This window comes from Geodermatophilus dictyosporus (assembly GCF_900115505.1).
Taxonomy (GTDB): Bacteria; Actinomycetota; Actinomycetes; order Mycobacteriales; family Geodermatophilaceae; genus Geodermatophilus; species Geodermatophilus dictyosporus.
Window position 1 is genome coordinate 633,818 of the sequence record NZ_FOWQ01000001.1, and the last position, 25,497, is coordinate 659,314.

Consider the following 25,497-nt stretch of genomic DNA (forward strand, 5'->3'; position numbering starts at 1 on the left):
GGAGGGGGCGCCGCTGGGAACGTGTTTCAACGGCCCCCGTGCAGGGACCCGGCCCGAGCCTCAGCGAGGGACGGGGGCACGGGGGTCCTTACCCCGCGAGCTCGGTGGCCAGCTCGCCCTCGAACGCGTCCTGCACGACCTCGGCACCGCCGGGGACGTCGGCCGGCCGCAGGATGAAGCTCTGCGTGCTCGGCGACACCCCGGTCTCGAAGCCCTCGATCGGCACGATCAGGCCGCCGGTGTCGATGTCCTGCAGCTCGCCGAACGCCGCGGTGACGCCCTCGCGGGTGAGGTCGCCGCTCTCGCACGCCGCGTCGAGGGTCTGCTTCATCACGTCGCCCATCGCGTACCCGAAGATCGCGCCGAGGCTCGGCGTGGTGTTCGGGTAGGCCGCCTGGTACTGCTGCAGCAGCTCGGGCTGGGCGTCCCACGCGGTGATCGGCGAGGACACGTACAGGTGGTCCTTGAGCCACTGCGCCGACGGCCCCTGCAGCAGGCCCGGCGCGAACACCGGGTTGCTGCCCAGGATCGGGACGTCGAGGTTCTGGGCCTGCGCCACCGCGGCCGCCGAGGCGGTCTGGGTGGGCGCGACGGTCAGCACGATCGCGTCGACGCCCTCGGCGGCGAACTGGGTGATCTGGGCGGACATGTCCTGGTCGGTGGACTTGATCTGCGCCGGGATGACGGTCAGGTCGCGGGCCTCGGCCACGGCCTCGCTGCCGGCCAGGCCGTTCTCGCCGTACTCGCCCTCGAAGTAGATGTGCCCGACGGTGGCGCCGTCCTGGAGCAGGCCCTGGTCGAACAGGTACTGGTAGCCGTTGGCCAGCTCGACGTCGTAGGTGGCGCCGAGCACGCCGGTGTGGGGGATCTCGGTGAGCGTGCGCGCCCAGGCCGACGGGAAGTTGACGATCTGGTCGTTCTCGTACTCCGGCGCGAGCGCGGTGTTGATCGGCGAGCCGATCGTCTGCTGCATCGCCAGGATGTTGGGCTCCATGCCCGAGTACAGCTGCACGCCGGTCTGCGGCACGTAGGTGGTGTCCTGGACGTCGAGCTCGACGTCGTAGGTGTCGCAGACCTGGTTGTCCTGCCAGAAGAGCGTGTTGCCGTTGGTGATGTCGGTGCCCAGCGCGGCGAACACGCCGGTCAGGTCGGTGAGCACACCGAGCCGGATGGTGGTGCCCTCGATGCCGACGTCGGTCGTGACCTCCCCCTCGCCGCCTCCGCCGCCGCCACCACCGCCGCCGCCGCTCTCCGGTGCCTTGGTGCTGCAGCCGCTGACCACCACGACGGCGGCAGCGGCCAGGACGGCGGCCCCCCGTGAACGCTTTCCTGCTCTCATCTGGTGCTGCTCCCTTGGGCTGGTGGATCGGACGGGTCGGGGACGGTGGTGCTCGACGCCGAGGCCGGACCGGCGCTCGGGGATCCGCGGCCGGGCCGGTGGCCTCGGCTGCGGAAGCGGTTGGCGAACCCGGCTAGGCCGCCGGGCTCGAAGAGGACGACGAGGATGATCGCCAGGCCGAACAGGTACCGGGCCGCGATGCCGGCCGCGACGCCACCCTCGCCGGGCGCGCTCACCAGCGGCAGCACGTCGGCGAACTGCTGGAACACCAGCGGCAGGGCGGTGACGAAGGCCGCGCCCAGCGCCGCGCCGGCCACCGAGCCGAGCCCGCCGAGCACGATCATCGCCAGGTAGAGGATCGACACGGTGAGGCCGAAGGACTCCGGCGCGATGCTGCCGATCGACAGCGCGTACATGACCCCGGACAGGCCCGCGTACATGGAGCTGACCAGGAACACCCGCGCCTTGTAGGCCTGCACGTTGACGCCCATGACCGAGGCGGCCACCTCGCTGTCGCGCAGCGTCTGCAGCGCCCGGCCGGGCCGGCTGCGCAGCAGGTTGCGGGCGAAGACGTAGGCGACCAGGGCCAGGACGATGCCCAGGTACCACAGCCGCTCGGCCTCGCGGAACGGGACACCGAGGACGAACAGCTGCGGGTCGTCGTTGCCGAAGCTGAAGCCGAACAGCGAGAACTCCGGCACCGAGCGGCCGTTGAACCCGCCGGTCACCGGCGTCCAGGTGTTGAGCACGTGGACGCCGATGAACACCAGACCCAGCGAGGCGACGCCGAGGTAGATGCCGCGCAGCCGGGCCGCGATCGGGCTGAAGACCAGCCCGGCCAGGCCGGCGAGCAGCACGCCGACGACCATGCCGACGATCGGCGGCAGCTCCAGGCCGCGCAGCGCCGCCCGGGTGCCCAGGCCGCCGGACTCCCCGGAGATGAAGGTGTAGCTGACCGCGCCGACGGCGAGGAAGAAGGCGTGCGCCAGCGACAGCTGCCCGGTGGTGCCCACCAGCAGGTTCAGCCCGATGGCGCCGACGATCGCGCCGGCGACGGCGAAGCCGGTGCGCAGCCAGAACTCCTCGACGTACAGCGGCAGCGCCAGCAGCACGACGAGCGCGGCCAGCAGCAGCAGCGGCTTGAGCAGCCGCAGCGGGGACCGGCGGGGTGCCGCCCCGGCGGGGGGCGCCGACGTGCGGCCGGCACCGGCGGGCGCGGAGAGGGTGTCAGACACGTGTCAGCTCCTTGGTCCCGAACAGGCCGGAGGGACGGACCAGCAGCACGATGATCATCACGACGTAGGGCGCGACCTCGCCGAACCCGCGGCCCAGGAACGACAGCTGCTCCTGGTAGCCGGCCGCCATCGCCTCGGTGATGCCGATGAGCAGCCCGCCGACCAGCGCGCCGCCGGTGGAGTCCAGGCCGCCGAGGATCGCGGCCGGGAAGGCGCGCAGCGCGACGGTGTAGGCGGCCGCGCTGACGCCCGGGGTCGGGGCGCCGACGAGGAACAGCGCGGCCACGGCGGCCAGCAGACCGGCGACCACCCAGGCCAGCGCGGACACGCGGCCCTGGCGGATGCCCATGAGCGCCGCCGCCTCGCCGTCCTCGGCCGAGGCGCGCATGGCCACGCCCCAGCTGGAGTACTTGAAGGCCACGAAGAACGCGATGATCAGGACGGCGGCGACGCCCATGGCGATGAGCCGGTTCTCGCTGATGCCCACCCCGCCGATGCGGACGGAGTCGCCGCCCCACGGGTGCGGGACGTTGAGGATGTCCGGGCCGATCTGCCGGATGAGCTCGGTGAGCAGGATGATGTCGACGCCGATGGTGACGATGGCCAGGCTGATCACCGGGGCGCCGCGGAGCCGGTTGATGATGAACCGCTCGACGAGCAGCGCGGCGACCGCGGTCACCAGGACGCCGACCAGCACCGCCGGGAGGAAGCCGATGGTGTCCGACAGCCGGGCGATCGTGTAGGCGCCGAGCAGCAGCAGCGAGCCGTGGGTGAAGCTGACGACCTCGCTGGCCTTGAAGATGATCACGAAGCCCAGGGCGATGAGCGCGTAGATCGCGCCCAGCGAGATGCCGTTGAGAAGCAGGGACAGGAACTGGGTCACGGCCGGCTCCCCGGGACGTCGGTGTCGTGGTCTGCGGTGCCGTGCGCGGTGCTCCCGTACGCCGTGCTCCCCTGCGCTGCGGGGCCGTGCCCGCTGCCGCCGTGGGCGGCGGTGTCGTGTGCGGTGGCGTCGTGGGCGGTGGCGTCGTGGGCGGCGGCGGCCTCGGCCGGGTCGATGTCGGTGCCCGAGCCCAGGTAGGCGCGGATGACCTCGGGGTCGGACTGCACCTGCGCCGGGGTGCCGTCGGCGATGCGGCGGCCGAAGTCCAGGACGGTGACCCGGTCGGCCAGCGACATGACCATCCCCATGTCGTGCTCGACGAGGATGATCGAGATCCCCAGCGCCGAGCGGATCTCCCGGATCGCGTCGGCCATCCGCACGGTCTCCTGCGCGTTCATGCCGGCCACCGGCTCGTCGAGCAGCAGCAGCCGCGGCTCGATGCAGAGCGCCCGGGCCACCTCGACCCGCTTCTGGTCGCCGTAGGACAGCACGCCGACCGGGGTGTGCAGCTTCGGGCCCAGGTCGAGGAACTCGGCGATCTCGCGGATGCGCTCGCCGTGCACCTTGCCCTCGCGGGTGGCCCGCGGCAGCCGCAGCCCGGAGGAGAGGAAGCCCGCCTTCGTGAGGTGGTGGCGGCCGAGCATGAGGTTCTCGGCGACGGTCTGGGCGCCCGACAGCGCGATGTTCTGGAAGGCGCGGGCCACGCCGACACCGGCGATCTGGAAGGGGCGCATGGTGCTGAGCCGGGCGTCGCCGAAGCGGACCTCGCCCTCGGTGGCCTTGTAGACGCCGGAGAGGACGTTGAACAGCGTCGACTTGCCGGCGCCGTTCGGCCCGATGACGGCGTGGATGCTGCCGGGCTGCACGGTGAAGGAGACGTCGCTGAGCGCCTTGATGGCGCCGAAGGCGACGCTGACGTGCTCGACCTCGACCGGGGGGACGTCGGTGCGGGTCTCGGCCGCCGGCGCGCTCACGCCGACCACCGCGACAGGGTGCGCAGCGGCGCGCGGTCGGTGCGCTCCTCGGGGGCGTCGCCGGTGTGGCCGAGGTAGAGCCGTTGCACCTCGTCGGTCTGCGCCAGCTCGCGGGCGTCGCCGGACAGCGACACCTTCCCGACGTCGAGGACGTAGGCGCGGTCGGCCACGCCGAGGGCCATGGTGGCGTTCTGCTCGACCAGCAGCACCGAGGTGCCCTGCCGGTTGATCTCGGCGATCACCTCGCCGATCTGGCCGATGATCCGCGGCGCCAGGCCCAGGGAGGGCTCGTCGAGCAGCAGCAGCCGGGGGCTGGCCATCAGCGCGCGACCGATGGCCAGCATCTGCTGCTCACCGCCCGACAGCAGACCGGCGCGCTGGGCGGACCGCTCGCGCAGCACCGGGAACAGGTCGTGCACCCGGGCGACGGCCTGCGCCTTGGCGCCGCGGTCGCGGTTGCCCATGCCGCCGGCGCGCAGGTTCTCCTCCACGGTGAGCCGGCCGAAGATCCGCCGGCCCTCCGGCACCTGGACGACGCCGGCGCGCACGATCTGGCCGGGGTCACGGCGGGTGAGGTCGACGTCGCCGAGGCGCACGGTGCCGGCGTCGACGCGGCCGCGGTGCAGCCGCAGGGTGCCCGAGATGGTGCGCAGCAGCGTGCTCTTGCCGGCGCCGTTGCTGCCCAGGACCGCCACGACCGCGCCGTCGGGCACCTCCATGGACACGCCACGGACGGCCTCGACGGCACCCCCGTAGGTGACCTGCAGCGAGTCGACGGTCAGCACGGCGCGACCGGAGGTGATGTGCAGCACATGCGGCGGAACGATAGGCGGCAGGTCAAGGCCTGACGGGCACCGACGACGCGACTGTGACCACTCGGTGATACGAGACCGGCCGGTCTGTCTTGCATGACGCCGCGGACGTGTCCGCAGCACACCCCCGGCGCCGCTCCTACGGGTGCGCTCCACATTGTCCGCGGCCCCCGGTCGTGTCAGGACCGGGCGGCTGCTCGACGGCGGGTGTCCGCGGCTGCTACACCCGCACTCCCCCGGGACCGACGGCGGCGAAGGAGCCCCCCGTGTTCGACGACCAGCTCACCGCGACGATCGCGACCGCCCGCGGGCACGCCCTCGGCGACCTGCTGCACCGCTCGGCGGCCCGCACGCCGGGGAAGACCGCGCTGCGGTTCGGCGAGCGGTCCTGGACCTACGCCGAGCTCGACGCCGTCGTCAACCGCACCGCCCACGCGCTGGCCGAGCGGGGTGTGCAGAAGGGCGACCGGGTGGCGCTGCTGTCGCACAACGACGACGGCTACGTGGTGCTCACCTTCGCGCTGGCCCGGCTGGGCGCCATCGCCGTGCCGGTGAACTTCATGCTGCAGGCCGGCGAGGTCGCCTACGTCCTGGAGCACTCCGGCACGATCGGGGTGGTCGTGGAGGCCGCGCTGCTGCCGGTGGCGCAGGAGGCGCTGCGGCTGTCCGGCCGCGACGGCGACGTCCGGGTGCGCGGCGTCCTCGGCGGTGGGGACGGCGGTGGGAACGGCGCGCCGCCGGAGGGATGGGAGGCCTACGAGACCTGGACGGCGCACGCGGACGCCTCGCCCCCGCAGGTGCCGGTGGCCGACGACGACGTGCTGCAGCTGATGTACACCAGCGGCACCGAGTCGCGGCCCAAGGGCGTGATGATGACCAGCCGCAGCCTGGTGAGCCAGTACGTGAGCTGCGTCGTCGACGGGCGCTACACCGCCGACGACGTCGCCCTGCACGCCCTGCCGCTGTTCCACGTCGCCGCGCAGCACTGCTTCCTCAACCCCAACCTCTACCTGGGCGGGACCAACGTGGTGCTGCCCGGGCCCGACCCGGCCACCGTGCTGGAGACCGTCGAGCGCGAGCGCATCACCAGCCTGTTCTGCCCGCCGACGGTGTGGATCGGGCTGCTGCGCTCCCCCGACTTCGACCGCCGCGACCTGTCCTCGCTCGTCAAGGGCTACTACGGCGCGTCGATCATGCCGGTGGCCGTGGTCGAGGAGCTGTCCCGCCGGCTGCCCGGGATGGCGCTGTTCAACTTCTACGGCCAGACGGAGATGTCCGCGCTGGCGCTGGTCCTCTCCCCCGAGGACCAGCTGCGCCGGCCCGGGTCGGCCGGCACGGCGGTGGTCAACAGCGAGACCCGCATCGTCGACGACGAGGACCGGCCGGTGGGTCCCGGCGTGGAGGGCGAGATCGTGCACCGCAGCCCGCACGCCACGGCCGGCTACTGGAACGACCCGGAGAAGACGGCGGAGGCCTTCCGCAACGGCTGGTTCCACAGCGGCGACCTCGGCGTGGCCGACGAGGACGGCTACGTCACGGTCGTCGACCGCAAGAAGGACGTCATCAAGACCGGCGGGGAGAACGTGGCCAGCCGGGAGGTGGAGGAGGTCCTCTACCAGCACCCCGCCGTCGCGGAGGTCGCCGTCTTCGGCGTCCCGCACCCGCGCTGGATCGAGGCCGTGGCCGCCGTGGTGGTCCCCCGCGAGGGGCAGCCGGTGCGGCCCGAGGAGCTGGTCGCCTTCTGCCGCGAGCGGCTGGCCGGGTTCAAGGCGCCCCGCCACGTGGCGCTGGCCGACGCGCTGCCGAAGAACGCCAGCGGCAAGATCCTCAAGCGCGACCTGCGGACGACGTACGCCGACCTGGCCGGATGAGCGCGCCGATCGGGCTCCCGTCGCCTACCGTCGGCCGGGTGTGGTCGGCACCACACCTGGACCCGAGGGGGACGCACCCGTGCTCTACACCGCCTACGAGTGGCAGCAGCGGCTGACCGCACCGGCCCGGACGACGTCGGCGCTCACCGCGCGGGCGCTGGAGGCGCTCCCGGCGCCGCTGGCCGGGCTGCCCGGGCCCCGCCGGCTGCGGGCCGCCTGCCGGGTGCTGGCGGACGCGCGCCCGACGCACGTCCGGCCGGAGTGGGGCATCGACGCCGTCGACGTCGACGGGCGCAGCGCCGAGGTGGTCGTGGAGCCGGTGCTCTCGACGCCGTTCGCCGACGTGCTGCACTTCGGCAAGCCCGACGTGGCCGGCCAGCCGCAGGTGCTCGTCGTCGGGCCGATCTCGGGGCACTTCGCCACGCTGCTGCGCCCGACGGTGCGGACCCTGCTCGCCGACCACGACGTGTACGTCGTCGACTGGCACAACGCCCGGGACGTGCCGCTGGAGGCCGGCCGGTTCGGCCTCGACGAGTACGTCGACCACGTGCTCGCCGCCATGCGGCACCTGGGCCGCGACACCCACGTGCTGGCCGTGTGCCAGCCCGCGCCGCTGGTGCTCGCCGCCGTCGCGGTCATGGCGGCCGCGGGCGACCCCGCGCAGCCGCGCAGCCTGACGCTGATCGCCGGGCCGATCGACACCCGGGTCAACCCCAACCGGGTGAACGCCGGCGCCGGCCGCCACCCGATCTCGCGCTACGAGCGGCTGCTCACCACCACCGTGCCGGCCCGCCACCCCGGCGCCGGCCGCCGCGTCTACCCCGGCGTCACCCAGCTGACGGCGTTCATGTCGATGAACCCGCGCCGGCACGTGCGCGCGCACCTGCAGATGTACCGCTCGATGGTGGCCGGCGACGAGGCGGCCGCGGCCACCACCCGCGCCTTCTACGAGGAGTACGGCGCGGTCATGGACGTGCCGGCCGAGTTCTACCTGGAGACGCTGCAGCGCGTCTTCATGGAGCACGACCTGCCCCGCGGCGTCTTCACCTGGCGGGGGCAGCCGGTGGACCCCGCCGCGATCACCGACACCGCGCTGCTCACCGTCGAGGGCGCCCAGGACGACCTGTGCTCCCCTGGGCAGACCGAGGCGGCGCACGCGCTGTGCACCGGCATCCCGGCCGACCGGCACCACCACCACCTGCAGCAGGGCGCGGGGCACTACGGCGTGTTCGCCGGCGCCCGCTGGGAGGCCGAGATCTACCCGGTGATCCGGTCGTTCGTCGCGGCCAACGAGGACGCACCCGTGGCGGCGCACGCCCGCTGACGCGCACGCCTCCTCGGCCGGGCCGGCGTCCTGCGACGATCGCCCGCAATCGCCCGCACGACACCGGCCCGACCGAGGAGACCCCGCGATGACCGCGACCGCACCCGACCCCACCGCGCGCGAGGCCGAGCGGGCCCGCATCCGCGCCGCCCACCTGCGGCCCGCCGGGGAGCGGCCGGCCTCGACCGCCCGCGGCCTGCACCACACCGCGCTGATCAGCAGCGACGTCGAGGCGACCGTGCGCTTCTACCAGGACGTGCTCGGCTTCCCCCTCACCGAGCTGATCGAGAACCGCGACTACCCCGGTTCCTCGCACTTCTTCTTCGACATCGGCCACGGCAACCTGCTGGCCTTCTTCGACTTCCCCGGCCTCGACGTCGGCCCCTACGCCGAGGTGCTCGGCGGGCTGCACCACGTGGCGATCAGCGTCGAGCCACAGCGGTGGGAGGAGCTGGTGGCCCGGCTCGCCGACGCCGGCGTCCCGCACGAGGTGCACAGCGGCGTCTCGGTGTACTTCCGCGACCCCGACGGCGCCCGCGTCGAGCTGATCGCCGACCCGCTGGGCGAGATGTACGGCTCCACCGTGCTCTGAGCCGGTCCGAGCTGCTCCGGGCGCGGGACCGTCGGTGGCCGGGGGCAGGATCACCGGCGTGGTGGCCTTCTTCCTCCCCCGGGCGAGCGACGACGAGCAGGCCGAGCGGCTCTACGAGGCGCTCGCCGAGTTCGCCGGCTGCGCGCCCGCTCCCCCGGGCCGCCGGGTGCGCTCGATCACCTTCACCTCCGACGGCGCGGAGTGGGTGGCCGAGGTCGGCGCGCAGCTGCGCGGCCGGCGGACGACGCGCCTGCTGCGCCGCGGCGAGCTGCTCGAGCACACCGAGACGCTGACCTCACCCACCCGCGTGCTCGCCGTCTACCCCGGCACGCCGCACGTAGTGGTCACCGACGCCCAGCCGATCACCGGCGCGGCCTCGGAGTGGGCCAACCCCTTTCCCGCGCAGCCCGACGCGGTCGTGCTGTTCGACGCCGGCTGAGCCTCACCGCCCGCCGGCGGCCGCGGGCGCGGTGCCGGTGACGACGTCCTCGACGGTCGCCCGCGCGCCGCGCTCGTACAGCGACGCCAGGGCCGCCAGGTAGGGCGTGGTGAACCGCGGGTCGTCGACCAGGTCGCCGAACAGCTCGCGGTCGGCGAGGAAGGCCAGCGGGTCCTCGCGCTGGCGGCGGGCGTTGGCCGCCAGCCGCGCGCTGCGGCGGTCGGCGACCGGGATCGGGGCGCCCTGCTCGTCGACGCCCTCGGAGTAGCGGGCCCAGCCGGCGACCACCGCGGCCGAGCGGGCGACCTCGCCGCCGCGGGCCAGGTTCTCCCGCACCACCGGCAGCAGCCACTTGGGCAGCCGCTCGGACCCGTCGAAGGCCAGCCGGGCCAGGGTGTCGCGGATCGCGGGGTTGGCGAACCGCTCGACGAGCTCCCGGCGGTAGGCGTCGAGGTCGATGCCGGGCACCGGCAGCAGCGTCGGGGTGGCCTCCTGCTCCATGTAGCCCAGCAGCAGCCGCTGGAACAGCGGGTCCTGCGCCGCCTCGTGCACCAGCCGGTACCCGGCGAGGGTGCCCAGGTAGGCCAGCGCCTGGTGGCCGGCGTTGAGCAGCCGCAGCTTCATCCGCTCGTAGGGCTCGACGTCGGTCACCAGCTGGACGCCGGCCTGCTCCAGCGGGGGCCGGCCGAGCGGGAAGCGGTCCTCGAGCACCCACTGCACGAACGGCTCGCACACCACCGGCCAGCCGTCCTCGATCCCGAAGCGCTGGACGACGTCGGCGCGGTCGTCGTCGGTGGTCGCGGGGGTGATCCGGTCGACCATCGAGTTGGGGAAGGCCACCTCCCGCTCCACCCAGGCGCCGAGCTCCGGGTCGCGCAGGGCCGCGTAGGCGGCGAAGCTGCGCCGGGTGACGTCGCCGTTGTGCTGCACGTTGTCGCACGACACCACGGTGAACGGCGCCAGGCCGCGGTCGCGGCGGCGGACCAGCGCCTCGGCGAGCAGGCCGAACCACGTCGACGGCGTCGCCCCGGGCACCAGGTCGTGGGCGACGCCGGGGTCGGCCGGGTCGAACCGCCCGGTGACCGGGTCGAGCGCGTAGCCGCCCTCGGTGACCGTCAGCGAGACGATCCGGGTGGTCTCGGCCGCCATCTTCTCGACCACCGCGTCGGGGTCGTCGGGCGCCAGCAGGTACTCCACGATCGAGCCGACCACGCGCGCCTCGGCGGTCCCGTCGGGGTGGCGGACGACGAGGGTGTACAGGCAGTCCTGGGCCGCCATCACCTCGGCCATCGCGCGGTCGGTGGGCAGCACGCCGACCCCGCAGATGCCCCACTCCTCCCCCTGCCCGGCCGCGAGCAGCCGGTCGAGGTAGAGGGCCTGGTGGGAGCGGTGGAACGACCCCACCCCGAGGTGCACGATCCCCGGGCGCACCCGGGAGCGGTCGTAGGTCGGCACCGGCAGCGAGCCGGCGAGGGCGGGCAGCGTGGCGGCGGCGAGCGGTGGCACGGCGTACTCCAGGGTGCGGGCGGAGGGGGTGGGCGCGGCGTCAGGCGGCGGGCAGGCGGCGTCCGGAGGACGGGGAGAACAGGTGCTCCCGGCCCGGCTGGATGCGCAGGTGCACCCGCTCGCCCTTGGCCGGCGGCCGGGTGGGGTCGACACGGGCGATGACGCTGTCGCTGAGCGTGCCGGAGTCCGGCGGCAGGTCGGGCAGCGACCCGTGCAGGAACGCGTCGGAGCCGAGCTCCTCGACCACGGTGACGTCGACCGGGAAGGCGCCGGGCTCGCCCGCGCCGACCAGCTCCAGCGACTCCGGGCGGAAGCCGGCCACCACGGTGCGCGCGCCCTCCGCCGACAGCGCACCCAGCGCCGCGGTCGGCACCGGGATGCGGGCCTGCCCGAGGACGGCGTGCCCGTCGTCGAGCGCGAACTCCGCGAGGTTCATCCCCGGCGAGCCGATGAACCCGGCGACGAACACGTTCACCGGCTCCTGGTAGAGCCGCAGCGGGGTGTCGCACTGCTCGAGCACGCCGGCCCGCAGCACCGCCACCCGGTCGCCCATCGTCATGGCCTCGACCTGGTCGTGGGTGACGTAGACCGTCGTCGTCCCCAGGCGGCGCTGCAGGGCGGCGATCTGGGTGCGGGTCTGCACGCGCAGCTTGGCGTCGAGGTTGGACAGCGGCTCGTCCATGAGGAACACCTGCGGGTCGCGCACGATGGCCCGGCCCATCGCCACCCGCTGCCGCTGCCCGCCGGAGAGCGCCTTGGGCCGGCGGTCGAGGAACTCCTCGAGGTCGAGGATCCGGGCCGCCTCGGCCACCCGCCGGGAGATCTCCTCGCGGCTGCGGCCGGCGATCTCGAGCGCGAAGCCCATGTTGTCCGCCACCGTCATGTGCGGGTAGAGCGCGTAGCTCTGGAACACCATCGCGATGTCGCGGTCCTTGGACTTCAGGTGCGTCACGTCGCGGTCGCCGATGCGGATGGCGCCGCGGTCGACGTCCTCCAGGCCGGCCAGCATCCGCAGCGACGTGGACTTGCCGCATCCGGACGGGCCCACCAGCACGAGGAACTCGCCGTCGGCGATCTCCAGGTCCAGCGAGTCGACGGCGGGACGCTCGGCGCCGGGGTAGATGCGGCTGGCGGCGTCGTAGGTGACCGAGGCCATGGGTCTCTCCTCGTGCTGGCGGTCCGGGGTCAGGGGCCGGGGCGGACGACGACCTTGACCGAGCCGGGGTCGCGGCGGCCGGCGGTGAGGGCGTCCTCGGTGCCCTCGAGGTCGTAGCTGCCGGTGACCAGGCGGTCGAGGTCGACCCGTCCGGCGGCGACCAGCGCGATCGCCGTCGGCCAGGTGCCGGCGTAGCGGAAGGTGCCGGTGACCTCGAGCTCGCGCTCCTGCACCACCGACAGCGGCAGCGGCACCTCGTCGCCGCCCATGCCGACGAGCACCGCGCGGCCGGCCCGGTCCAGCGCGCAGATGCCCTCGGCGATCGCGGCGGGCACCCCGGAGCACTCCAGCAGCACGCCGGGCGGGCGGTCGGAGTCGGCGAGGCGCTCGGTGCGGGCGTCGACGACCGCGGTGGCGCCCAGCTCGCGGGCCAGCGCCAGCCTGGCGGGGTTGACGTCGGACACGACCACCTCGGTGGCGCCGAAGGCCAGCGCCGCCTGCACGCTGACCAGGCCGATGGGGCCGGCACCGACCACCAGCACCCGCGAGCCCGCGGTGACCCCGCCGCGGCGGCACGCCCAGATGCCCACCGACAGCGGCTCGAGCAGCGCGGCGGCGTCGTCGCCCAGACCGTCGGGCACCGGGTGGGCGAAGGCGGCGTGCACGACGACGTACTCGGCGAGCGCGCCGTCGACCGGCGGGGTGGCGAAGAACCGCATGGCCGGGCAGAGGTTGTAGCGGCCGGCCAGGCACTGCGCGCAGGTCAGGTCGGGCACGCCGGGCTCGACCGACACCCGCTGCCCGACGGCCGGCGCGGCCACGCCCGGGCCGAGCGCGACCACCTCCCCGGCGGCCTCGTGGCCGAGCACGAGCGGGGACTCGACGACGTAGCGGCCGATCCGCCCGTGGTCGTAGTAGTGGGTGTCGGAGCCGCACACCCCGACCGCGGTGACGCGGACGAGCACCTCCCCCGGCCCCGGCTCGGGGACCGGGCGCTCCTCGACGACGACGTCGCCGGGACCGCGCAGGACCGCGGCTCTCACGTCCCGGCCCTCACTTCACCGCCCCCAGCGACAGGCCCTGCACCAGCTTGTCCTGGGCGGCGAACCCGGCGACGAGCACTGGCAGCGACACCACGAAGGCGGCGGCGCACACCTGGGCGAGGAACAGGCCCTGGCTGGTGACGAAGCCGGTCAGGTACACCGGCGCCGTCTGCGCGACGGTGCCGGTGAGGGTGCGGGCGAGCAGCAGCTCGTTCCAGCTGAAGATGAAGCAGATCAGCGAGGTGGCCGCGATGCCCGGCAGCACGATCGGCGCCACCACCCGGCGGAGGGTGAGCAGCAGCCCCGCGCCGTCCATCGACGCGGCCTCGAGGATCTCCACCGGCACCTCGGCGAGGAAGGAGCGCATCATCCACACCGCGATCGGCAGGTTCATCGCGGTGTAGAGGACGATGAGCAGCCAGATGTTGTCCAGCAGCCCGCTGAACTGCGCGAACAGGTAGATGGGCAGCAGGCCGGCCACCACCGGCAGCATCCGGGTGGACAGGAAGAAGAACAGCACGTCGGTCCACTTGCGCACCGGCCGGATCGACAGCGCGTAGGCCGCCGGGATGGCCAACAGCAGCACGATCGCCGTGGACACCACGCTGGCGGTCAGCGAGTTGAGCAGCGAGGGCCAGGGGTTGGCGCCGGTGCCGATGCCGAAGAAGGACCGGTAGCCCTCCAGCGTGAGCGGGGCGAGCACCGACGGCGGGTTGGTCGCGGCGTCCTCCTCGCTGTGGAACGACGTGAGGACCATCCAGAGGACCGGCAGGACGAACAGGAACCCGATCAGCCAGGCGAGGAGGGCCAGCAGGGCACCGCCGCGGGGCTTGCGCGGCCGGCGCGGCTCGCCGCCGGGGGTGCGGGTGGCGGCGACCGGGGCGACGTCGGTGACCGAGCTCATCGCGCGTTCTCCTCCTGGAACAGCGTCGAGACCGTCCGCAGCGCGAGCGTGGCGATGACGATCGTCCCGATGACCACCACGACGCCCGCCGCCGACGCCCGGCCGTAGTCGTGCGCCTGGTAGAAGGTCTGGTAGATGACGTACGGGAGGTTGGCGGTGCCCAGCCCGCCGGACGTGATCGTGAAGACCGCGTCGAAGTTCTGGACGATGTAGATCGACCCCAGCAGCGCGCCCAGCTCCAGGTAGCGGCGCAGGTGCGGGAAGGTCATGTAGCGGAAGACCTGCCAGCTGCTCGCGCCGTCGATCCGCGCGGCCTCGATGACGTCCAGGGGCCGGCTCTGCAGCCCGGCCAGCAGGATCAGCATCATGAACGGCGTCCACTGCCAGATGAGGGCGATCTCGACCGAGACCAGCGGCGCGGCGGTGATCCAGTCCGGCTGCGGCGCGTCGTCCGACCCGAACAGCCGCCAGATCGCGGTGAGCGTGCCGTTGAGCAGGCCGTACTCGGGGTTGAACAGCGCGTGCTTCCACAGCAGCGCCGCGGCCACCGGGACGACGAGGAACGGCGTGATCATCATCGTGCGCACCACGCCGCGGCCGCGGAACCGCCGGTCGAGCAGCAGCGCGATGCCCAGGCCCAGCAGCAGGCTGACCAGGACGACGACCACGGTGAGCACGACGGTGGTGAGGATCGCCTCGCGCATGTTCACGTCGGTGAGCACGCTGGCGTAGTTGCTGAAGCCGGTGAACCCGCGCTCGTCGGGGTAGTAGGCGTTCCAGTCCATGAACGACACGACCAGTGTGACGACGAAGGGCAGCTGCGTCACCACGATCGTGAAGATCAGCGCCGGCAGCAGGGGCGCGCGGCGGGCCCAGTCCGACGTGCGCCGCAGCGCCCCGGAGGGCGGCGGTGGCGGCGGCGGTGTCCCGACGTCGTCGCGCCTGCGCTCGATGGTCGTGCTCATGGCCGCTCCTCCCCCTCGCGGGCCGGTCCGGCACCCGCGGTCCTGCCGGTCCGGGTGGTGGGTCCGCCGCCGCTCATCCCGACTCGCGCTCGCGGTAGCGCTCCGCGACGTCCTCGGCCAGGTCCTGGCCCCGGGCGAGCGCCTCGTCGACGGTCATCTGGCCGGCGATCGCCGAGCTCACGTCCTGCGACACCTGGGTGGCCAGGTCCGGGAACTCGGGGATGCCGAGGAACTGGATGCCGGGCGCCGGCCGCGGCTGCACGCCGGGGTCGTTCGGGTCGGCGGCCTCGATGGCGGCCAGGGTCGGCTCGGCGAAGGCCGATGCCTCGGCCAGGTAGTCGGGGTTGCCGTAGGTCGAGGCCCGCTTGCCGGCGGGCACCCGCGACCAGCCGAGCTCGGCGCCGACGAGCTCCTCGTACTCCCGGCTCGACGCCCAGGAGACGAACTCCCACGCGGCGTCCTTCTTGGTGCTCGCCTGCTGGATCGCCCAGGACCAGGCGTAGAGCCACCCCGAGCTGTCGGTCTCGACCACCGGCGCGGGCACGTACCCCATGAGGCCCTTCACCGGTGAGCCCTCGGCCTCCAGCGAGCCGGCCGCCGAGGTGGCGTCGTACCACATCGCGGCGTTGCCCTGGACCACGTTGTTCAGGCACTCGGTGAACCCGGCCTGGGGCGCGCCGGTCTCGCCGTGCTCGCGCACCAGGTCGACGTAGAACTGCACCGCGTCCCGGAACTCCTGACTGTCGACCTGCGGCTCCCAGTCCTCGGTGAACCAGGTGCCGCCGAAGGTGTTGACCACCGTGGTCAGCGGCGCGAAGACCTGCCCCCACCCGGGCTGGCCGCGCAGGCAGATCCCGGCCATCCCGGGCTCGGCGCCGTCGACCGCGGCCGCGATCTCGGCGACCTCCTGCCAGGTCGGGTTCTCCGGCATCTCGATGCCGGCGGCCTCCAGCACGTCGGTGCGGTACATGAGGAAGGAGGACTCGCCGTAGAACGGCTCGCCGTAGAGCCGGCCGTCGTCCCCGGACAGCGACGCCGTCAGCGGCGCGAGGACGTCGTCCTGGTCGAACTCCGCGTCGGCCTCGACGTAGTCGTCGAGCGGGGCGATCCACTCACTGCGCGCGTAGATGGGGATCTCGAAGTTGCTCAGCGTGGCGACGTCGTACTGCCCGGCCTGGCTGGAGAACTCCTGGCTGATCTTGTCGCGGACGTCGTTCTCCGGCAGCACCGTGTAGTTGACCGTGATGCCGGTCTCGGCGGTGAAGTGCTCCGCGGTGAGCTGCTGGAGGTCCTCCATCTGCGGGTTGTTGACCATCAGCACGTTGATCGTGTCGGGCCCGCCGCCGGTGGGACCGCCGCCCCACCCGGCACACCCGCTCAGCCCCAGCGCCACCACCACGGCCGCGACGGCGGCGGGAGCAGGTCGCACGTGTCCGGACACCGGCGGTCCCCCCATCCCGGTGACACGCCGTCGCTCGTTTGAGCGGGATGCCACTCAGATGTGTGTGGCGTGAGTCTCTCCGGCACCCGACCGTGCGTCAAGGCGTTGTGCCAGAGTGAGCCGCGCCACGCTCAGATGAGCAACAGCAGGGGCGGGGGCAGGAGGGCCGATGGCCGAGGAACGGGTGGGACCGGCCGGGATCGTGCTGAGCGCCTCGATCGCGCGCCGCTACTACCTCGACGGCCGCTCCAAGGTCGAGATCGCCGACGAGTTCGGCCTGAGCCGGTTCAAGGTGGCCCGGCTGCTCGACGCCGCGCGCCGCAGCGGCCTGGTCCGCATCGAGATCCGCCACGAGGGCGGCATCGACGTCGACCTCTCCGTCCGGCTGCGCGACCGCTACGGCCTCCAGCACGCCGTCGTCGTCGACACCCCGGACGACGACGACGCGTCGCTGCGCGGTCACCTGGGCCGGGCCGCCGCCGGGCTGCTGGCCGAGGTGGTCACCCCCGACGACGTGCTCGGGCTGGCCTGGGCGCGGGCGGTGAGCGCGATGGCCGAGGCGCTGCCGCCGCTGCCCGGTACGCCGGTGGTGCAGCTGACCGGGGTGCTGTCGGTGCCCGGCGGCCCGGACACCTCGGTCGACGTCGTCCGCGGGGTGGCCCGGGCCTCCGGCGGCACGGCGTACGTGTTCTACGCGCCCTTCACCGTCCCCGACGCCGCGACCGCGGCCGCGCTGCGCCGGCAGCCGGAGGTCGCCCGCGCCTTCGCCCAGCTCCCGCACGTGACCCGGGCGGTCGCCGGCGTCGGCCTGTGGGCGCCCGGGCAGTCGACGCTGTACGACGCCGTGTCCGAGGACGACCGCGCGGCCCTGCACCGGCTCGGGGTGGTCGCCGACGTCTCCGGCGTCTTCCTGTCCGCCGACGGCGAGCCGGTCCCGACCGGGCTGTCCGCGCGCATGATCGGCATCGGCGCCGAGCAGCTGCGGCAGATCCCGGAGGTGCTCGTCGTCCCCTACGGCACGGCCAAGGCGCCCGCCGTCCGCGCCGCCCTCCGCAGCGGCCTGGTCGGTGGCATCGTGACCCACACGGCGCTGGCACACGCCGTCCTCGAGGGGTGAGGGACCGGACGGGGTCGGGGAGGGGGCCGATGCGCGGCGACGACGAGCGCGAGGTCCAGCTCCAGGGGGGCACCACCAACCACGGGCGGGTGGTGCGGGTCGGCGACACCGTCCGCCGGCCGCTGCGGCCCTCCAGCCCGGCCACCCACGCGCTGCTCGAGCACCTCGAGCGGGTCGGGTTCCCCGGGGCGCCGCGGTTCCTCGGGATCGACGACCACGGGCGCGAGGTCCTCTCCTACGTCCCCGGCACCGCTGTCACGCCCCCCCACCCGTCCTGGGCGCTCACCGACGAGGCGCTGGTGAGCGTGGCGCACCTGCTGCGCGACTACCACCGCGCGGTTGCCGGCCTCGACCCCAGGCCGCACCCCTGGCCGGCGTCCCCGCCCCCGGACTTCGCCGGGGAACTGGTCAGCCACAACGACGTCAACCTCGACAACGTCGTCTTCCGCGGCGGGCGGGCGGTCGCGCTCATCGACTTCGACCTCGCCAGCCCGGGCAGCCGGGTGTGGGACGTCGCCTGCGCCGTCCGGCTGTGGGCGCCGCTGCGCCCCGACCGCCACATCGACGACGCGCGGCGCGGGCGGGCGCTGCGCCGGCTGCGGCTGTTCGCCGACGCCTACGGGCTCGAGGACGGCGACCGGGACCGGCTGGCGGCCGCGGTGCGGGCCAACCACGAGTGGTGCTACGACGTCGTCACCACCGCCGCCGCCAACGGCCACGCCGCCTTCGCCCGCTACTGGTGGGCCGGGGGCGCCAGCCGGCGGGCCGCCGACACCCACCAGTGGTACCTGGAGTCGGCCGGCCTGCTGCGCGACGCGCTCAGCTGAGCCGGGCGCCCGCCGGCGCGGGGCGGGCCGCGGCGGGTGCGGGCCGGGCGCCGGGGAAGGACCGGTCGCCGAAGAGCACGCGGCGGGCCGCGGCCCGCCCGGGCGGCGTGCGCAGCAGCGCGAACGCCGCCGCGGCGACGGCGGGCGTGCGCACCTGGGCCAGGCCGCGGCGCAGCGCCAGCCGCCCGCGGAAGGCGGCGCGCAGCGCGGCGCCGTCGTAGGCGGCGAGCGCCCCGGGCCGGCCGGTCCGCAGCGCCTCGTCGAGGACCTCGGCGGCCAGGTCGGACAGCCGCAGGCACGGGTCGAGGCCGCCGGCGGTCAGCGGGGAGACCGCGCCGGCCGCGTCGCCGACGAGCAGCCCGTCGGCGCAGCCGATCCGGCGCAGCAGGCCGCCGACCGGGATGGGACCACCGCGCCGCTCCACCTCCGCGGGGCGCGGGACGCCGGCCAGCCCGGGGGCGGTGGCGGCGAAGCGCGCCAGCGTGCGGCGCAGCCCGCCGGGGAAGCGCTCGGCGTAGCCGGCCACGCCGACGTGCGCGTGCCGGCCGTCGTCGACCACCCAGGCCAGGTAGCCGGGGGCCAGCGAGGGGTCGAGCACGCAGTGGAAGGCCGGCGGGAGCCCGCGGTCGGGGACGGCGAAGACCTCCTCGGCGCCGACGAGCAGGTGCCGGTTGCGGTCGAGGCCCAGGTCGCGGGCCACGCGCGAGCGGGCACCGTCGGCGCCGACGACGGAGCGGGCCCGCACCCGGGCCGGCCCACCCGGCCCCACCAGCAGGGACACCCCGTCCGCCCGGCCGGCGTAGCGGGTGCCCAGCGCCAGCCGCACACCCGCGGCCTGCGCGGTGCGCGCCGCGGCGGCGTAGAGCGGGCCCATGTCGCCGACCCGGTACTCGTCGCGGTCGCTGACCAGGGTCACCGGGCGGCGCAGGCCCGGCGGGTAGAGCACGACCCGCCGGATCGGCGGCCCGAGGCACCCCGGCGGCAGGGCGAAGTCGTCGAGGGTCTTGCGGACGAGGATGCCGGTGGTGCGCACGGCGCCGGTCAGCGCGGGCCGGCGCTCGGCCAGCAGCACGGCGTGGCCGGCGTCGGCCAGCCGGGTGGCGGTGTGCAGCCCGGCCAGCCCGGCGCCGACGACCAGGACGTCGACCTCCTCGCGGACCGTGCCCTGGCTCACCGGGCCGCCTCCTGCGCGGCGTGCGGGACCTCCTGCTCGTCGGGGACCCACTCGAGCAGGTCGCCGGGCTGGCAGCCGAGCACCCGGCACATGGCCTCCAGCGTGCTGAACCGGACGGCCTTGGCGCGGCCGTTCTTGAGCACGGCCACGTTGGCCGCCGTCAGGCCGACCCGCTCGGCGAACTCGCCCACGCTCATCTTGCGGCGGGCCAGCTCCACGTCGATGCGCACCACGATGGGCATCAGATGACCGCGTCCAGGTCGGTCCGCAGCGTCGTGGCCTGCCGCAGCAGCGCCCGCACCACCACGACCAGCAGCCCGAGCGCACCGACCCCGGCGACCGCCAGCAGGAGCAGCAGCGGCAGGGCCGGGTCGTCGGCGGTGGGCACCACGGCGGCGGCGACGACCACCAGCACGGCCCAGGCGGCACCGATCGCCCACAGCACCAGGTCCACCCAGCGCGAGGCACCGTCGCTGAAGACGCGGTCCTGCTCAAACAGCGTCAGCAGCTTCCCGGTGGCCACGACCACCACCTGCGCGCAGACCACCCAGAACACCGTCACCGCGGTCAGCGGCCACCGCAGGTGGGCGAGGTCGGGACGCTGCTCGGCCAGGTGCGCGAACTGGCCGGGCAGCGACACGGTCTCGAGCACGACCAGCAGCCCGAAGAGCAGGACGAGGAGGACCCGGAGCGGGAGCACTGCCCGGCGTGCCGTCATCACGGCATCGATCCTCGATGACTAATTATCGATGGTCAATAGGTTACGACCGCGTGTCGTCCGACGTCGTGGTGATCCAGTCGTCGATGGTGGCCCACCAGCGGTAGAGCCAGTCGGTCAGCTCGGCCTCCTCCCGCGGCACCTCCGCCGCCGGGACGAACCACCAGCGCAGGTGCAGCGTCTTGTCCACGGGCAGGCCTCGCCAGACGTCGCGGACCGTGCTCAGGTGCTCGAGGCCGGTGTGCGCGACGAGGACGACGTCGGCGTGCGGAGCCGCCCGCAGCGCCGCGGCCACCCCGCCCGGGCGCGGGGGCAGCAGGTGGCGCATCGCCTCGGCCCGGCGCGCCGCCGCCAGCAGCCCCCGGTCGCGCAGCCGCTGCAGGGCCCTGACGCGGCGCCCCGGGGTCACGTTCGCGCCCTCCGGGAAGATCAGCAGCGCGTCCTCCTCGCCGAGGTCGCGGGCCAGCTCGGCGATCGCGGCCTCCGCGCGCTCGCCGGCGCCCGGCCCGGAGGAGACGAAGGTGCTCGGCAGCCGGTTGAGGTAGACGTCGATCAGGGGGTCGGCCTGCAGCAGGTCCTTGAGCACGATCCGCGGCTGGCGCAGGTGGTCGCGGTTCATCAGCGTCTGCACCAGCAGGAACGAGTCGCCCGGCCCCGCGTGGCGGGACAGCACCACCATGGCGTTGGTCGAGCCGGGCACGCCGTCGTCCAGCGGCGACCACGACTCGCCGTCGGTGACCAGCCGCAGCGCGAACAGCCGCTGCGCGGCCCGCATCAGGACGTCGAGCAGCAGCCGCAGCACCGTGTAGTGGGCCGCTCGGAACGCCGGGGTCCCCAGCCGCCGGCCGAGGCCGCTGGCCAGCCAGAGCACCGCCGCGGCCGCGAGCCCGGCCACCTCCAGGGCCAGGTACACCAGGCCGAAGCCGAGCAGCCGCAGGGCGCGCAGCCTGCCGGGGAGGAACAGCGAGGCGACCAGCGCGACGACGACGAGCACGGGCAGCAGGGCGACGGCGAGCACCAGCGCGCCGATCAGCAGCGGGCCGGCGATCCTCCGGACGCGGCGGGGTGGCAGCACCTCAGGTCCCCCCGTCCGGGAGCCGGTCGAGCAGCTCCCCCGCGGCGGCGCGCGCACGCTCGATGCGGCCCGGCACCCCGGAGAAGTCGCGGTAGCGCAGGTTGCCGGCGCCCGGGGGTGCCGGGTCGCCCGCGGGCAGCACGTGCACCGTGACCCCCTCCGGCAGCGTGGCCAGGTCGGCGGCGTACCGGTGCCGCCGGGCGATCTCGAAGGCGACGGTGGCGACCTCCCACGGCCGGGCCGGCGGCCGCAGCGGGCGGTCGATGCGCCCGACGTGCAGCACGTAGACGGTGCGCGCGCCGAGGGCGACCGCCCGGCCCACCGGGATGCTGTGCACCAGCCCCCCGTCGAGGTAGTGCTCGCCGCCGAGCCGCACCGGCGGCAGCAGGCCGGGCACCGCGCAGGAGGCGAGCACCGCGTCGACGAGCGGGCCCTCGGTGAACCAGTGCTCGGCGGCCCGCTCGATGCTGGCCGCGACGCACTGGAAGGGGACCCGCAGCTCGGCGAAGGTCCGCACCGGCAGCTGGGTCTCGAGCAGCTCGCGCAGCGGCTCGCGCGGGTGCAGGTGCGTGCGGGTGCGCACGAGGGTGCCCACCCGGGCGAGCACCGAGCCGGCGAACACGCGCTGGCTGGCCAGCTCCTCCCACACGCCGCGCAGCCGGTCGACCGCGGCCGGCCCCGGGTCGGCGGCGACGACGGCACCGTTGATTGCGCCCACCGACGTGCCCACCACCAGGTCGGGGCGGACGCCGCGCTCGAGGAGGGCCTGCAGCATGCCGACCTCGGCCGCGCCGAGCACTCCCCCGCCGCCGAGGACGAACGCCGTGCCACCGGTCCCGGCCGGACCCGGGAGCGACGCCATGGCCGCATCGTGTCACGCGGCCCGGCGCCCTCAGGCCCGGCCGGTCACCGCCGCGTCCGCATCGGCGGCGACCGCCCAGCCAGCCAGCAGCCCGAGGGCGTCGGACGCCGGGCCCGGCGCGCCGCCGGTGCGGACGGCGCGCCGGGCCGGGTGTCAGGCGACGGTGCGGATGAGCTTCCTGTTGACGAACTCGTCCATGCCCAGGCGGCCCAGCTCGCGGCCGAACCCGGAGCGCTTGGTGCCGCCGAAGGGCAGCTCGGGACCCTCGGCGCCCACGCCGTTGACGAACACCATGCCGGTGTCGAGGGCGTCGGCGACCCGCATCGCCTGCTCGGGGTCGGTGGTGAACACGTAGGACCCCAGCCCGTAGGGGGTGTCGTTGGCCAGTTCGACCGCGTGCTGCTCGTCGCGCGCCCGGTGGACCTGCGCGACCGGGCCGAACAGCTCCTCCCGGTACACGTCGTTGTCCGGGCGCACCTCGGTGAGCACCCCGGCCGGGAAGAAGGCGCCGGACCGCTCGCCGGCGGTCTCCAGCCGCGCGCCCTGGGCGACCGCCCGGTCGACCTGGTCGGCGAGGTTCGCCGCCGCGCGCGGTGAGGACAGCGGCGCCTCGGGCCCCGCCGCGAGCAGCCTCTCCCGGAAGGCGGCGAGGAAGTCGTCGTAGAGCTCGTCGACGACGATGACCCGCTTGCCCGCGTTGCACGCCTGGCCGGTGTTCTCCATCCGGGCGGCGACGGCGGCCTCGGCCGTGGCGGCCACGTCGTCGGTGCTCAGCACGATGAACGGGTCGGAGCCGCCGAGCTCCAGCACCACCTTCTTCAGGTGCCGCCCGGCGGTGGCGGCCACCGCGGCACCGGCCCGCTCCGACCCGGTCAGCGACACCCCGCGGACGGTGGGCGCGGCGATGATCGTCTCCACCTGCTCGTTGCTGGCGTAGACGTTGACGTACACCCCCTCCGGCGCGCCGGCCTCGCGGAAGATCTCCGCGATCGCGGCGGCGGACTCCGGGCACTGCGGGGCGTGCTTGAGCAGCACCGTGTTGCCGGTGACCAGGTTCGGCGCGGCGAAGCGGGCGACCTGGTAGTAGGGGTAGTTCCACGGCATGATCCCCAGCACCGTGCCCACCGAGGCCCGCCGGATCAGCGCCGTCCCCTCCCCCGAGGTCACCTCGATCGGCTCGTCGGCCAGGAACTCCTCGGCGTGGTCGGCGTAGTAGGCGTAGATGTCGGCAGAGAACTCCACCTCGCCGACGCCGTCGGCGTGCGGCTTGCCCATCTCCCGCTCGATGACCGCCGCCAGCTCGTCGGCGCGCTCGCGGTGCAGCTCACCCACCCGGCGCACCACCGCCGCCCGCTCGGCCGGCGGGCGGCGCGACCAGTCCCGGTGCGCGGTGGCCGCCGCCTCGACCGCCTGCGCGACCTCCTCGTCGGTCGCCGTCGGGACGCTGCGGACGGTCTCGCCCGTGCGCGGGTCGAGCACCTCGTACTGCTGTTCCATCGTCTCCCTCACTCCTCGTGTCCTGCGGACGTCCTCCTGCGGACACCCGGTCCCGCCCTCGTGCGGACCACCCGTCCTCAGGTGGGCGCCAGCAGGCGACCTGCCAGGAGGTCGGCCCGGCGGCGCACCAGCTGCGGCTTCTCCTCGCAGACCCGGCCCAGCTCGTCGGGGCCGCGGGTGGTGCAGGTGAGCGCGGCCCAGCCGGGCCGGTCGGCCAGCACCTCGACACGCGGCACGCGCACGTGATCGGGGGCGAACACCCCGCCGGGCGTGGCACCCGGCGCGTCCGCCATCGCGATCCAGACGTGCGAGTCGCCGGCCCGCAGCCGTGCGGGGTGCGCGAAGCACGGGTCCGGGGCCTGCAGGGCCGCGCCGAGGGGCACGTCGGACCCCGGGAAGTCCACCGGCCACGGCCACCGGACCGCCGCCGGCACGGCGAGCACGTCGGCCTCCTGCAGCGCCAGGGCGCGCGAGGGCTCGGGGGGCTCGAGCTCCTCGCCGGCCAGCAGCCCGAGGCGTCCCCACGACCGGCGCAGCGGCCGGGTGGGGCCGGGTCCGGGCGTGGCCCAGGCGGCGTGCCGCCCGAGGTGGGTGGCGCGGTGCGCGGCGACGCCGCCGTCGGCGGAGACCGCGACCACGGTGTGGTGCAGGGCCTCCCCCGCCCCGGGCTCGACGAGGGAGGTCACGACCTCGCACCGGGCCTGCCCCGCGAGGCCGCGCAGCCGGTCGAGTGCCGCGGGCCAGGCGCGCGCGGCGCCGGCGGCGGCCGACGGGTCCGCGGGCGGCCCCCCGCACAGGAGGAAGGCCGGCAGCACGGCCAGCCCCACGCCGGCCGGTGGCAGCGGCGGGTCGCCCTCCGCCGCGGACAGGACGGCGACGCCGACGCGGTCCTCCGCCGGGGGCTCCCCGAACAGCCCGTCCACCGACCGGCGCGGCCAGCGCTTGCTCAGCGCCAGCGGGCGGTACTCCTGCGGACGGCGGCCGGCCAGCACGGTGGCGCGGGCGCGGGCGGTGGCGTCGAGGTCCAGGGTGGCCAGCACGACGCCCGCACCGGCGTCCCGGGAGGCCAGCACCTGCCCGGTCTGGTCGAGCACCGCACTGCCGCCGCTGAACTGCACGCCCAGCTCGGCACCGGCCATGTCCGCCGCCACCACGGGCAGCGCGTTCTCCCAGGCGCGCAGCCGCCAGCTGGCACTGGGCCCCGGCTCGTCCACCCACGCGGTCGGCACCGCGGCCCAGTCGGCCCCCGCGAGCGCGGCGTACCGCGCCACCTCGGGGTAGTCCAGGTCGGCGCAGATCATCGGGCTGACGCGGCCGGCCGGCGTCGTCCACACCGGTGGCACCTCGTTGCCGTCGACCGCCCAGAACGGATCGGCCAGGAAGGGGTGGATCTTGCGGTAGGCGCCCGACAGCCCGTCCGGCCCGACCAGCACGCAGCTGTTGTGCAGGGTGCCGAGGTCCCGGTCCACCTCGGGCAGGCCGACGACGAACCAGGCGCCGGTCGCCCGGGCCAGGGCGGTGAGCCGCTGGACCGACGGGCCGTCCAGCGGCTCGGCGAGGTCGCGGACCTCGTCCTCGTCCGGCCAGCAGTAGCCGGTGACCGCCATCTCCGGCGCGACGACGACGGCGGCACCCCGGGCGGCCGCCTCGGCGCCGAGCTCCTCGATCGCCCCGAGGTTGGCCCGCTTGTCGCCGCGGCGGGCGACCAGCTGGAGGGCGGCGACCGTGACCTGACGGGTCATG

24 protein-coding genes are annotated in these 25,497 nt (G+C 74.8%); 6 read left to right on the top strand and 18 right to left on the bottom strand.

Annotated features, from left to right (window positions below; all coding sequences use genetic code 11):
• Positions 1 to 88: 88 nt before the first annotated feature.
• Genes BMZ33_RS02940 through BMZ33_RS02960 form a run of 5 tightly spaced genes read right to left on the bottom strand, consistent with a single transcriptional unit; the run spans position 89 to position 5,243 of the window.
• Entirely contained in the window at positions 89 to 1,339 is a 1,251-nt protein-coding gene (locus tag BMZ33_RS02940; RefSeq protein ID WP_091107542.1) for an ABC transporter substrate-binding protein, read from the bottom strand.
• Positions 1,336 to 2,574 (bottom strand): branched-chain amino acid ABC transporter permease, encoded by a 1,239-nt coding sequence (locus tag BMZ33_RS02945; protein ID WP_091107545.1) that lies wholly within the window; start codon positions 2,572 to 2,574, stop codon positions 1,336 to 1,338. Before BMZ33_RS02945 ends, BMZ33_RS02940 begins: the two co-directional genes overlap by 4 nt.
• Positions 2,567 to 3,457: a branched-chain amino acid ABC transporter permease gene (locus BMZ33_RS02950; RefSeq protein ID WP_091107546.1), complete on the bottom strand. Its 891-nt coding sequence runs from the start codon at positions 3,455 to 3,457 to the stop codon at positions 2,567 to 2,569. The genes BMZ33_RS02945 and BMZ33_RS02950 overlap by 8 nt, the downstream gene beginning before the upstream one ends.
• On the bottom strand, positions 3,454 to 4,431 hold the full coding sequence (locus BMZ33_RS02955) for an ABC transporter ATP-binding protein (protein WP_091107945.1): 978 nt from the start codon (positions 4,429 to 4,431) through the stop codon (positions 3,454 to 3,456). The genes BMZ33_RS02950 and BMZ33_RS02955 overlap by 4 nt, the downstream gene beginning before the upstream one ends.
• Entirely contained in the window at positions 4,428 to 5,243 is an 816-nt protein-coding gene (locus BMZ33_RS02960; RefSeq protein ID WP_169063809.1) for an ABC transporter ATP-binding protein, read from the bottom strand. The genes BMZ33_RS02955 and BMZ33_RS02960 overlap by 4 nt, the downstream gene beginning before the upstream one ends.
• Positions 5,244 to 5,509: 266 nt before the next feature.
• On the opposite strand from BMZ33_RS02960, the gene BMZ33_RS02965 reads away from it, so the two are divergent.
• The 4 genes from BMZ33_RS02965 to BMZ33_RS02980 all read left to right on the top strand — a co-directional run bounded on the left by BMZ33_RS02965 (position 5,510) and on the right by BMZ33_RS02980 (position 9,469).
• Entirely contained in the window at positions 5,510 to 7,114 is a 1,605-nt protein-coding gene (locus BMZ33_RS02965) for an acyl-CoA synthetase (RefSeq protein ID WP_091107549.1), read from the top strand.
• 79 nt (positions 7,115 to 7,193) lie between these two features.
• Positions 7,194 to 8,438 carry a polyhydroxyalkanoate depolymerase gene (phaZ, locus tag BMZ33_RS02970; RefSeq protein WP_091107551.1) on the top strand — a complete coding sequence of 415 codons (1,245 nt, stop codon included), beginning with the start codon at positions 7,194 to 7,196 and terminating at the stop codon, positions 8,436 to 8,438.
• An 88-nt stretch (positions 8,439 to 8,526) separates the two neighbouring features.
• Positions 8,527 to 9,030 (top strand): VOC family protein, encoded by a 504-nt coding sequence (locus tag BMZ33_RS02975; RefSeq protein WP_091107553.1) that lies wholly within the window; start codon positions 8,527 to 8,529, stop codon positions 9,028 to 9,030.
• A 34-nt stretch (positions 9,031 to 9,064) separates the two neighbouring features.
• On the top strand, positions 9,065 to 9,469 hold the full coding sequence (locus tag BMZ33_RS02980; protein WP_091107555.1) for a hypothetical protein: 405 nt from the start codon (positions 9,065 to 9,067) through the stop codon (positions 9,467 to 9,469).
• Between the two features lie 3 nt (positions 9,470 to 9,472).
• Here the strand turns inward: BMZ33_RS02980 and BMZ33_RS02985 are convergent, their stop codons facing one another.
• From BMZ33_RS02985 to BMZ33_RS03010, 6 genes are all read right to left on the bottom strand, one after another.
• Positions 9,473 to 10,975 (bottom strand): mannitol dehydrogenase family protein, encoded by a 1,503-nt coding sequence (locus BMZ33_RS02985; RefSeq protein WP_091107557.1) that lies wholly within the window; start codon positions 10,973 to 10,975, stop codon positions 9,473 to 9,475.
• Between the two features lie 40 nt (positions 10,976 to 11,015).
• On the bottom strand, positions 11,016 to 12,131 hold the full coding sequence (locus BMZ33_RS02990; RefSeq protein WP_091107559.1) for an ABC transporter ATP-binding protein: 1,116 nt from the start codon (positions 12,129 to 12,131) through the stop codon (positions 11,016 to 11,018).
• Between the two features lie 29 nt (positions 12,132 to 12,160).
• Positions 12,161 to 13,174, bottom strand: a complete 1,014-nt coding sequence (locus BMZ33_RS02995) for an NAD(P)-dependent alcohol dehydrogenase (protein ID WP_091107561.1) — start codon at positions 13,172 to 13,174, stop codon at positions 12,161 to 12,163.
• A 10-nt stretch (positions 13,175 to 13,184) separates the two neighbouring features.
• Complete coding sequence (locus BMZ33_RS03000) at positions 13,185 to 14,078, bottom strand: carbohydrate ABC transporter permease (protein WP_091107563.1); 894 nt, start codon at positions 14,076 to 14,078, stop codon at positions 13,185 to 13,187.
• The gene (locus tag BMZ33_RS03005) at positions 14,075 to 15,043 is read right to left on the bottom strand and encodes a carbohydrate ABC transporter permease (protein WP_091107565.1); all 969 of its coding nucleotides are present in this window, start codon (positions 15,041 to 15,043) and stop codon (positions 14,075 to 14,077) included. The genes BMZ33_RS03000 and BMZ33_RS03005 overlap by 4 nt, the downstream gene beginning before the upstream one ends.
• Positions 15,044 to 15,116: 73 nt before the next feature.
• Positions 15,117 to 16,484: an ABC transporter substrate-binding protein gene (locus BMZ33_RS03010; protein WP_169063810.1), complete on the bottom strand. Its 1,368-nt coding sequence runs from the start codon at positions 16,482 to 16,484 to the stop codon at positions 15,117 to 15,119.
• Between the two features lie 169 nt (positions 16,485 to 16,653).
• On the opposite strand from BMZ33_RS03010, the gene BMZ33_RS03015 reads away from it, so the two are divergent.
• Entirely contained in the window at positions 16,654 to 17,601 is a 948-nt protein-coding gene (locus BMZ33_RS03015) for a sugar-binding transcriptional regulator (protein WP_091107570.1), read from the top strand.
• A 29-nt stretch (positions 17,602 to 17,630) separates the two neighbouring features.
• Positions 17,631 to 18,428, top strand: a complete 798-nt coding sequence (locus BMZ33_RS03020) for a phosphotransferase (protein WP_091107572.1) — start codon at positions 17,631 to 17,633, stop codon at positions 18,426 to 18,428.
• On the opposite strand, the gene BMZ33_RS03025 is transcribed toward BMZ33_RS03020, so the two are convergent.
• From BMZ33_RS03025 to BMZ33_RS03055, 7 genes are all read right to left on the bottom strand, one after another.
• Positions 18,421 to 19,602 (bottom strand): FAD-dependent oxidoreductase, encoded by a 1,182-nt coding sequence (locus tag BMZ33_RS03025; RefSeq protein ID WP_091107574.1) that lies wholly within the window; start codon positions 19,600 to 19,602, stop codon positions 18,421 to 18,423. The two genes, BMZ33_RS03020 and BMZ33_RS03025, sit on opposite strands and share 8 nt — an antisense overlap.
• On the bottom strand, positions 19,599 to 19,844 hold the full coding sequence (locus BMZ33_RS03030) for a helix-turn-helix domain-containing protein (protein WP_091107576.1): 246 nt from the start codon (positions 19,842 to 19,844) through the stop codon (positions 19,599 to 19,601). The genes BMZ33_RS03025 and BMZ33_RS03030 overlap by 4 nt, the downstream gene beginning before the upstream one ends.
• The gene (locus BMZ33_RS03035) at positions 19,844 to 20,320 is read right to left on the bottom strand and encodes a DUF2975 domain-containing protein (RefSeq protein WP_169063811.1); all 477 of its coding nucleotides are present in this window, start codon (positions 20,318 to 20,320) and stop codon (positions 19,844 to 19,846) included. The genes BMZ33_RS03030 and BMZ33_RS03035 overlap by 1 nt, the downstream gene beginning before the upstream one ends.
• Positions 20,321 to 20,363: 43 nt before the next feature.
• Entirely contained in the window at positions 20,364 to 21,395 is a 1,032-nt protein-coding gene (locus BMZ33_RS03040) for a 1-acyl-sn-glycerol-3-phosphate acyltransferase (RefSeq protein WP_091107580.1), read from the bottom strand.
• A 1-nt stretch (position 21,396) separates the two neighbouring features.
• A complete protein-coding gene (locus BMZ33_RS03045; protein ID WP_091107582.1) occupies positions 21,397 to 22,257 on the bottom strand; it encodes a patatin-like phospholipase family protein in 861 nt (286 codons plus the stop codon).
• Positions 22,258 to 22,410: 153 nt separating this feature from the next.
• Positions 22,411 to 23,754, bottom strand: coding sequence for an NAD-dependent succinate-semialdehyde dehydrogenase (locus BMZ33_RS03050; RefSeq protein WP_091107584.1), 1,344 nt, complete (start codon positions 23,752 to 23,754; stop codon positions 22,411 to 22,413).
• Positions 23,755 to 23,831: 77 nt separating this feature from the next.
• The gene (locus BMZ33_RS03055; RefSeq protein WP_091107586.1) at positions 23,832 to 25,496 is read right to left on the bottom strand and encodes a nitrilase-related carbon-nitrogen hydrolase; all 1,665 of its coding nucleotides are present in this window, start codon (positions 25,494 to 25,496) and stop codon (positions 23,832 to 23,834) included.
• Between the last annotated feature and the right edge of the window lies 1 nt (position 25,497).

Bases quoted from the DNA above. Each gene is read 5' to 3' on its own strand.
- BMZ33_RS02940 (WP_091107542.1), bottom strand. From the start codon at position 1,339: ATGAGAGCAGGAAAGCGTTCACGGGGGGCCGCCGTCCTGGCCGCTGCC.
- BMZ33_RS02975 (WP_091107553.1), top strand. From the start codon at position 8,527: ATGACCGCGACCGCACCCGACCCCACCGCGCGCGAGGCCGAGCGGGCC.
- BMZ33_RS02990 (WP_091107559.1), bottom strand. From the start codon at position 12,131: ATGGCCTCGGTCACCTACGACGCCGCCAGCCGCATCTACCCCGGCGCC.
- BMZ33_RS03000 (WP_091107563.1), bottom strand. From the start codon at position 14,078: ATGAGCTCGGTCACCGACGTCGCCCCGGTCGCCGCCACCCGCACCCCC.
- BMZ33_RS03005 (WP_091107565.1), bottom strand. From the start codon at position 15,043: ATGAGCACGACCATCGAGCGCAGGCGCGACGACGTCGGGACACCGCCG.
- BMZ33_RS03015 (WP_091107570.1), top strand. From the start codon at position 16,654: ATGGCCGAGGAACGGGTGGGACCGGCCGGGATCGTGCTGAGCGCCTCG.
- BMZ33_RS03020 (WP_091107572.1), top strand. From the start codon at position 17,631: ATGCGCGGCGACGACGAGCGCGAGGTCCAGCTCCAGGGGGGCACCACC.
- BMZ33_RS03030 (WP_091107576.1), bottom strand. From the start codon at position 19,844: ATGCCCATCGTGGTGCGCATCGACGTGGAGCTGGCCCGCCGCAAGATG.
- BMZ33_RS03035 (WP_169063811.1), bottom strand. From the start codon at position 20,320: ATGACGGCACGCCGGGCAGTGCTCCCGCTCCGGGTCCTCCTCGTCCTG.
- BMZ33_RS03045 (WP_091107582.1), bottom strand. From the start codon at position 22,257: ATGGCGTCGCTCCCGGGTCCGGCCGGGACCGGTGGCACGGCGTTCGTC.
- BMZ33_RS03050 (WP_091107584.1), bottom strand. From the start codon at position 23,754: ATGGAACAGCAGTACGAGGTGCTCGACCCGCGCACGGGCGAGACCGTC.
- BMZ33_RS03055 (WP_091107586.1), bottom strand. From the start codon at position 25,496: ATGACCCGTCAGGTCACGGTCGCCGCCCTCCAGCTGGTCGCCCGCCGC.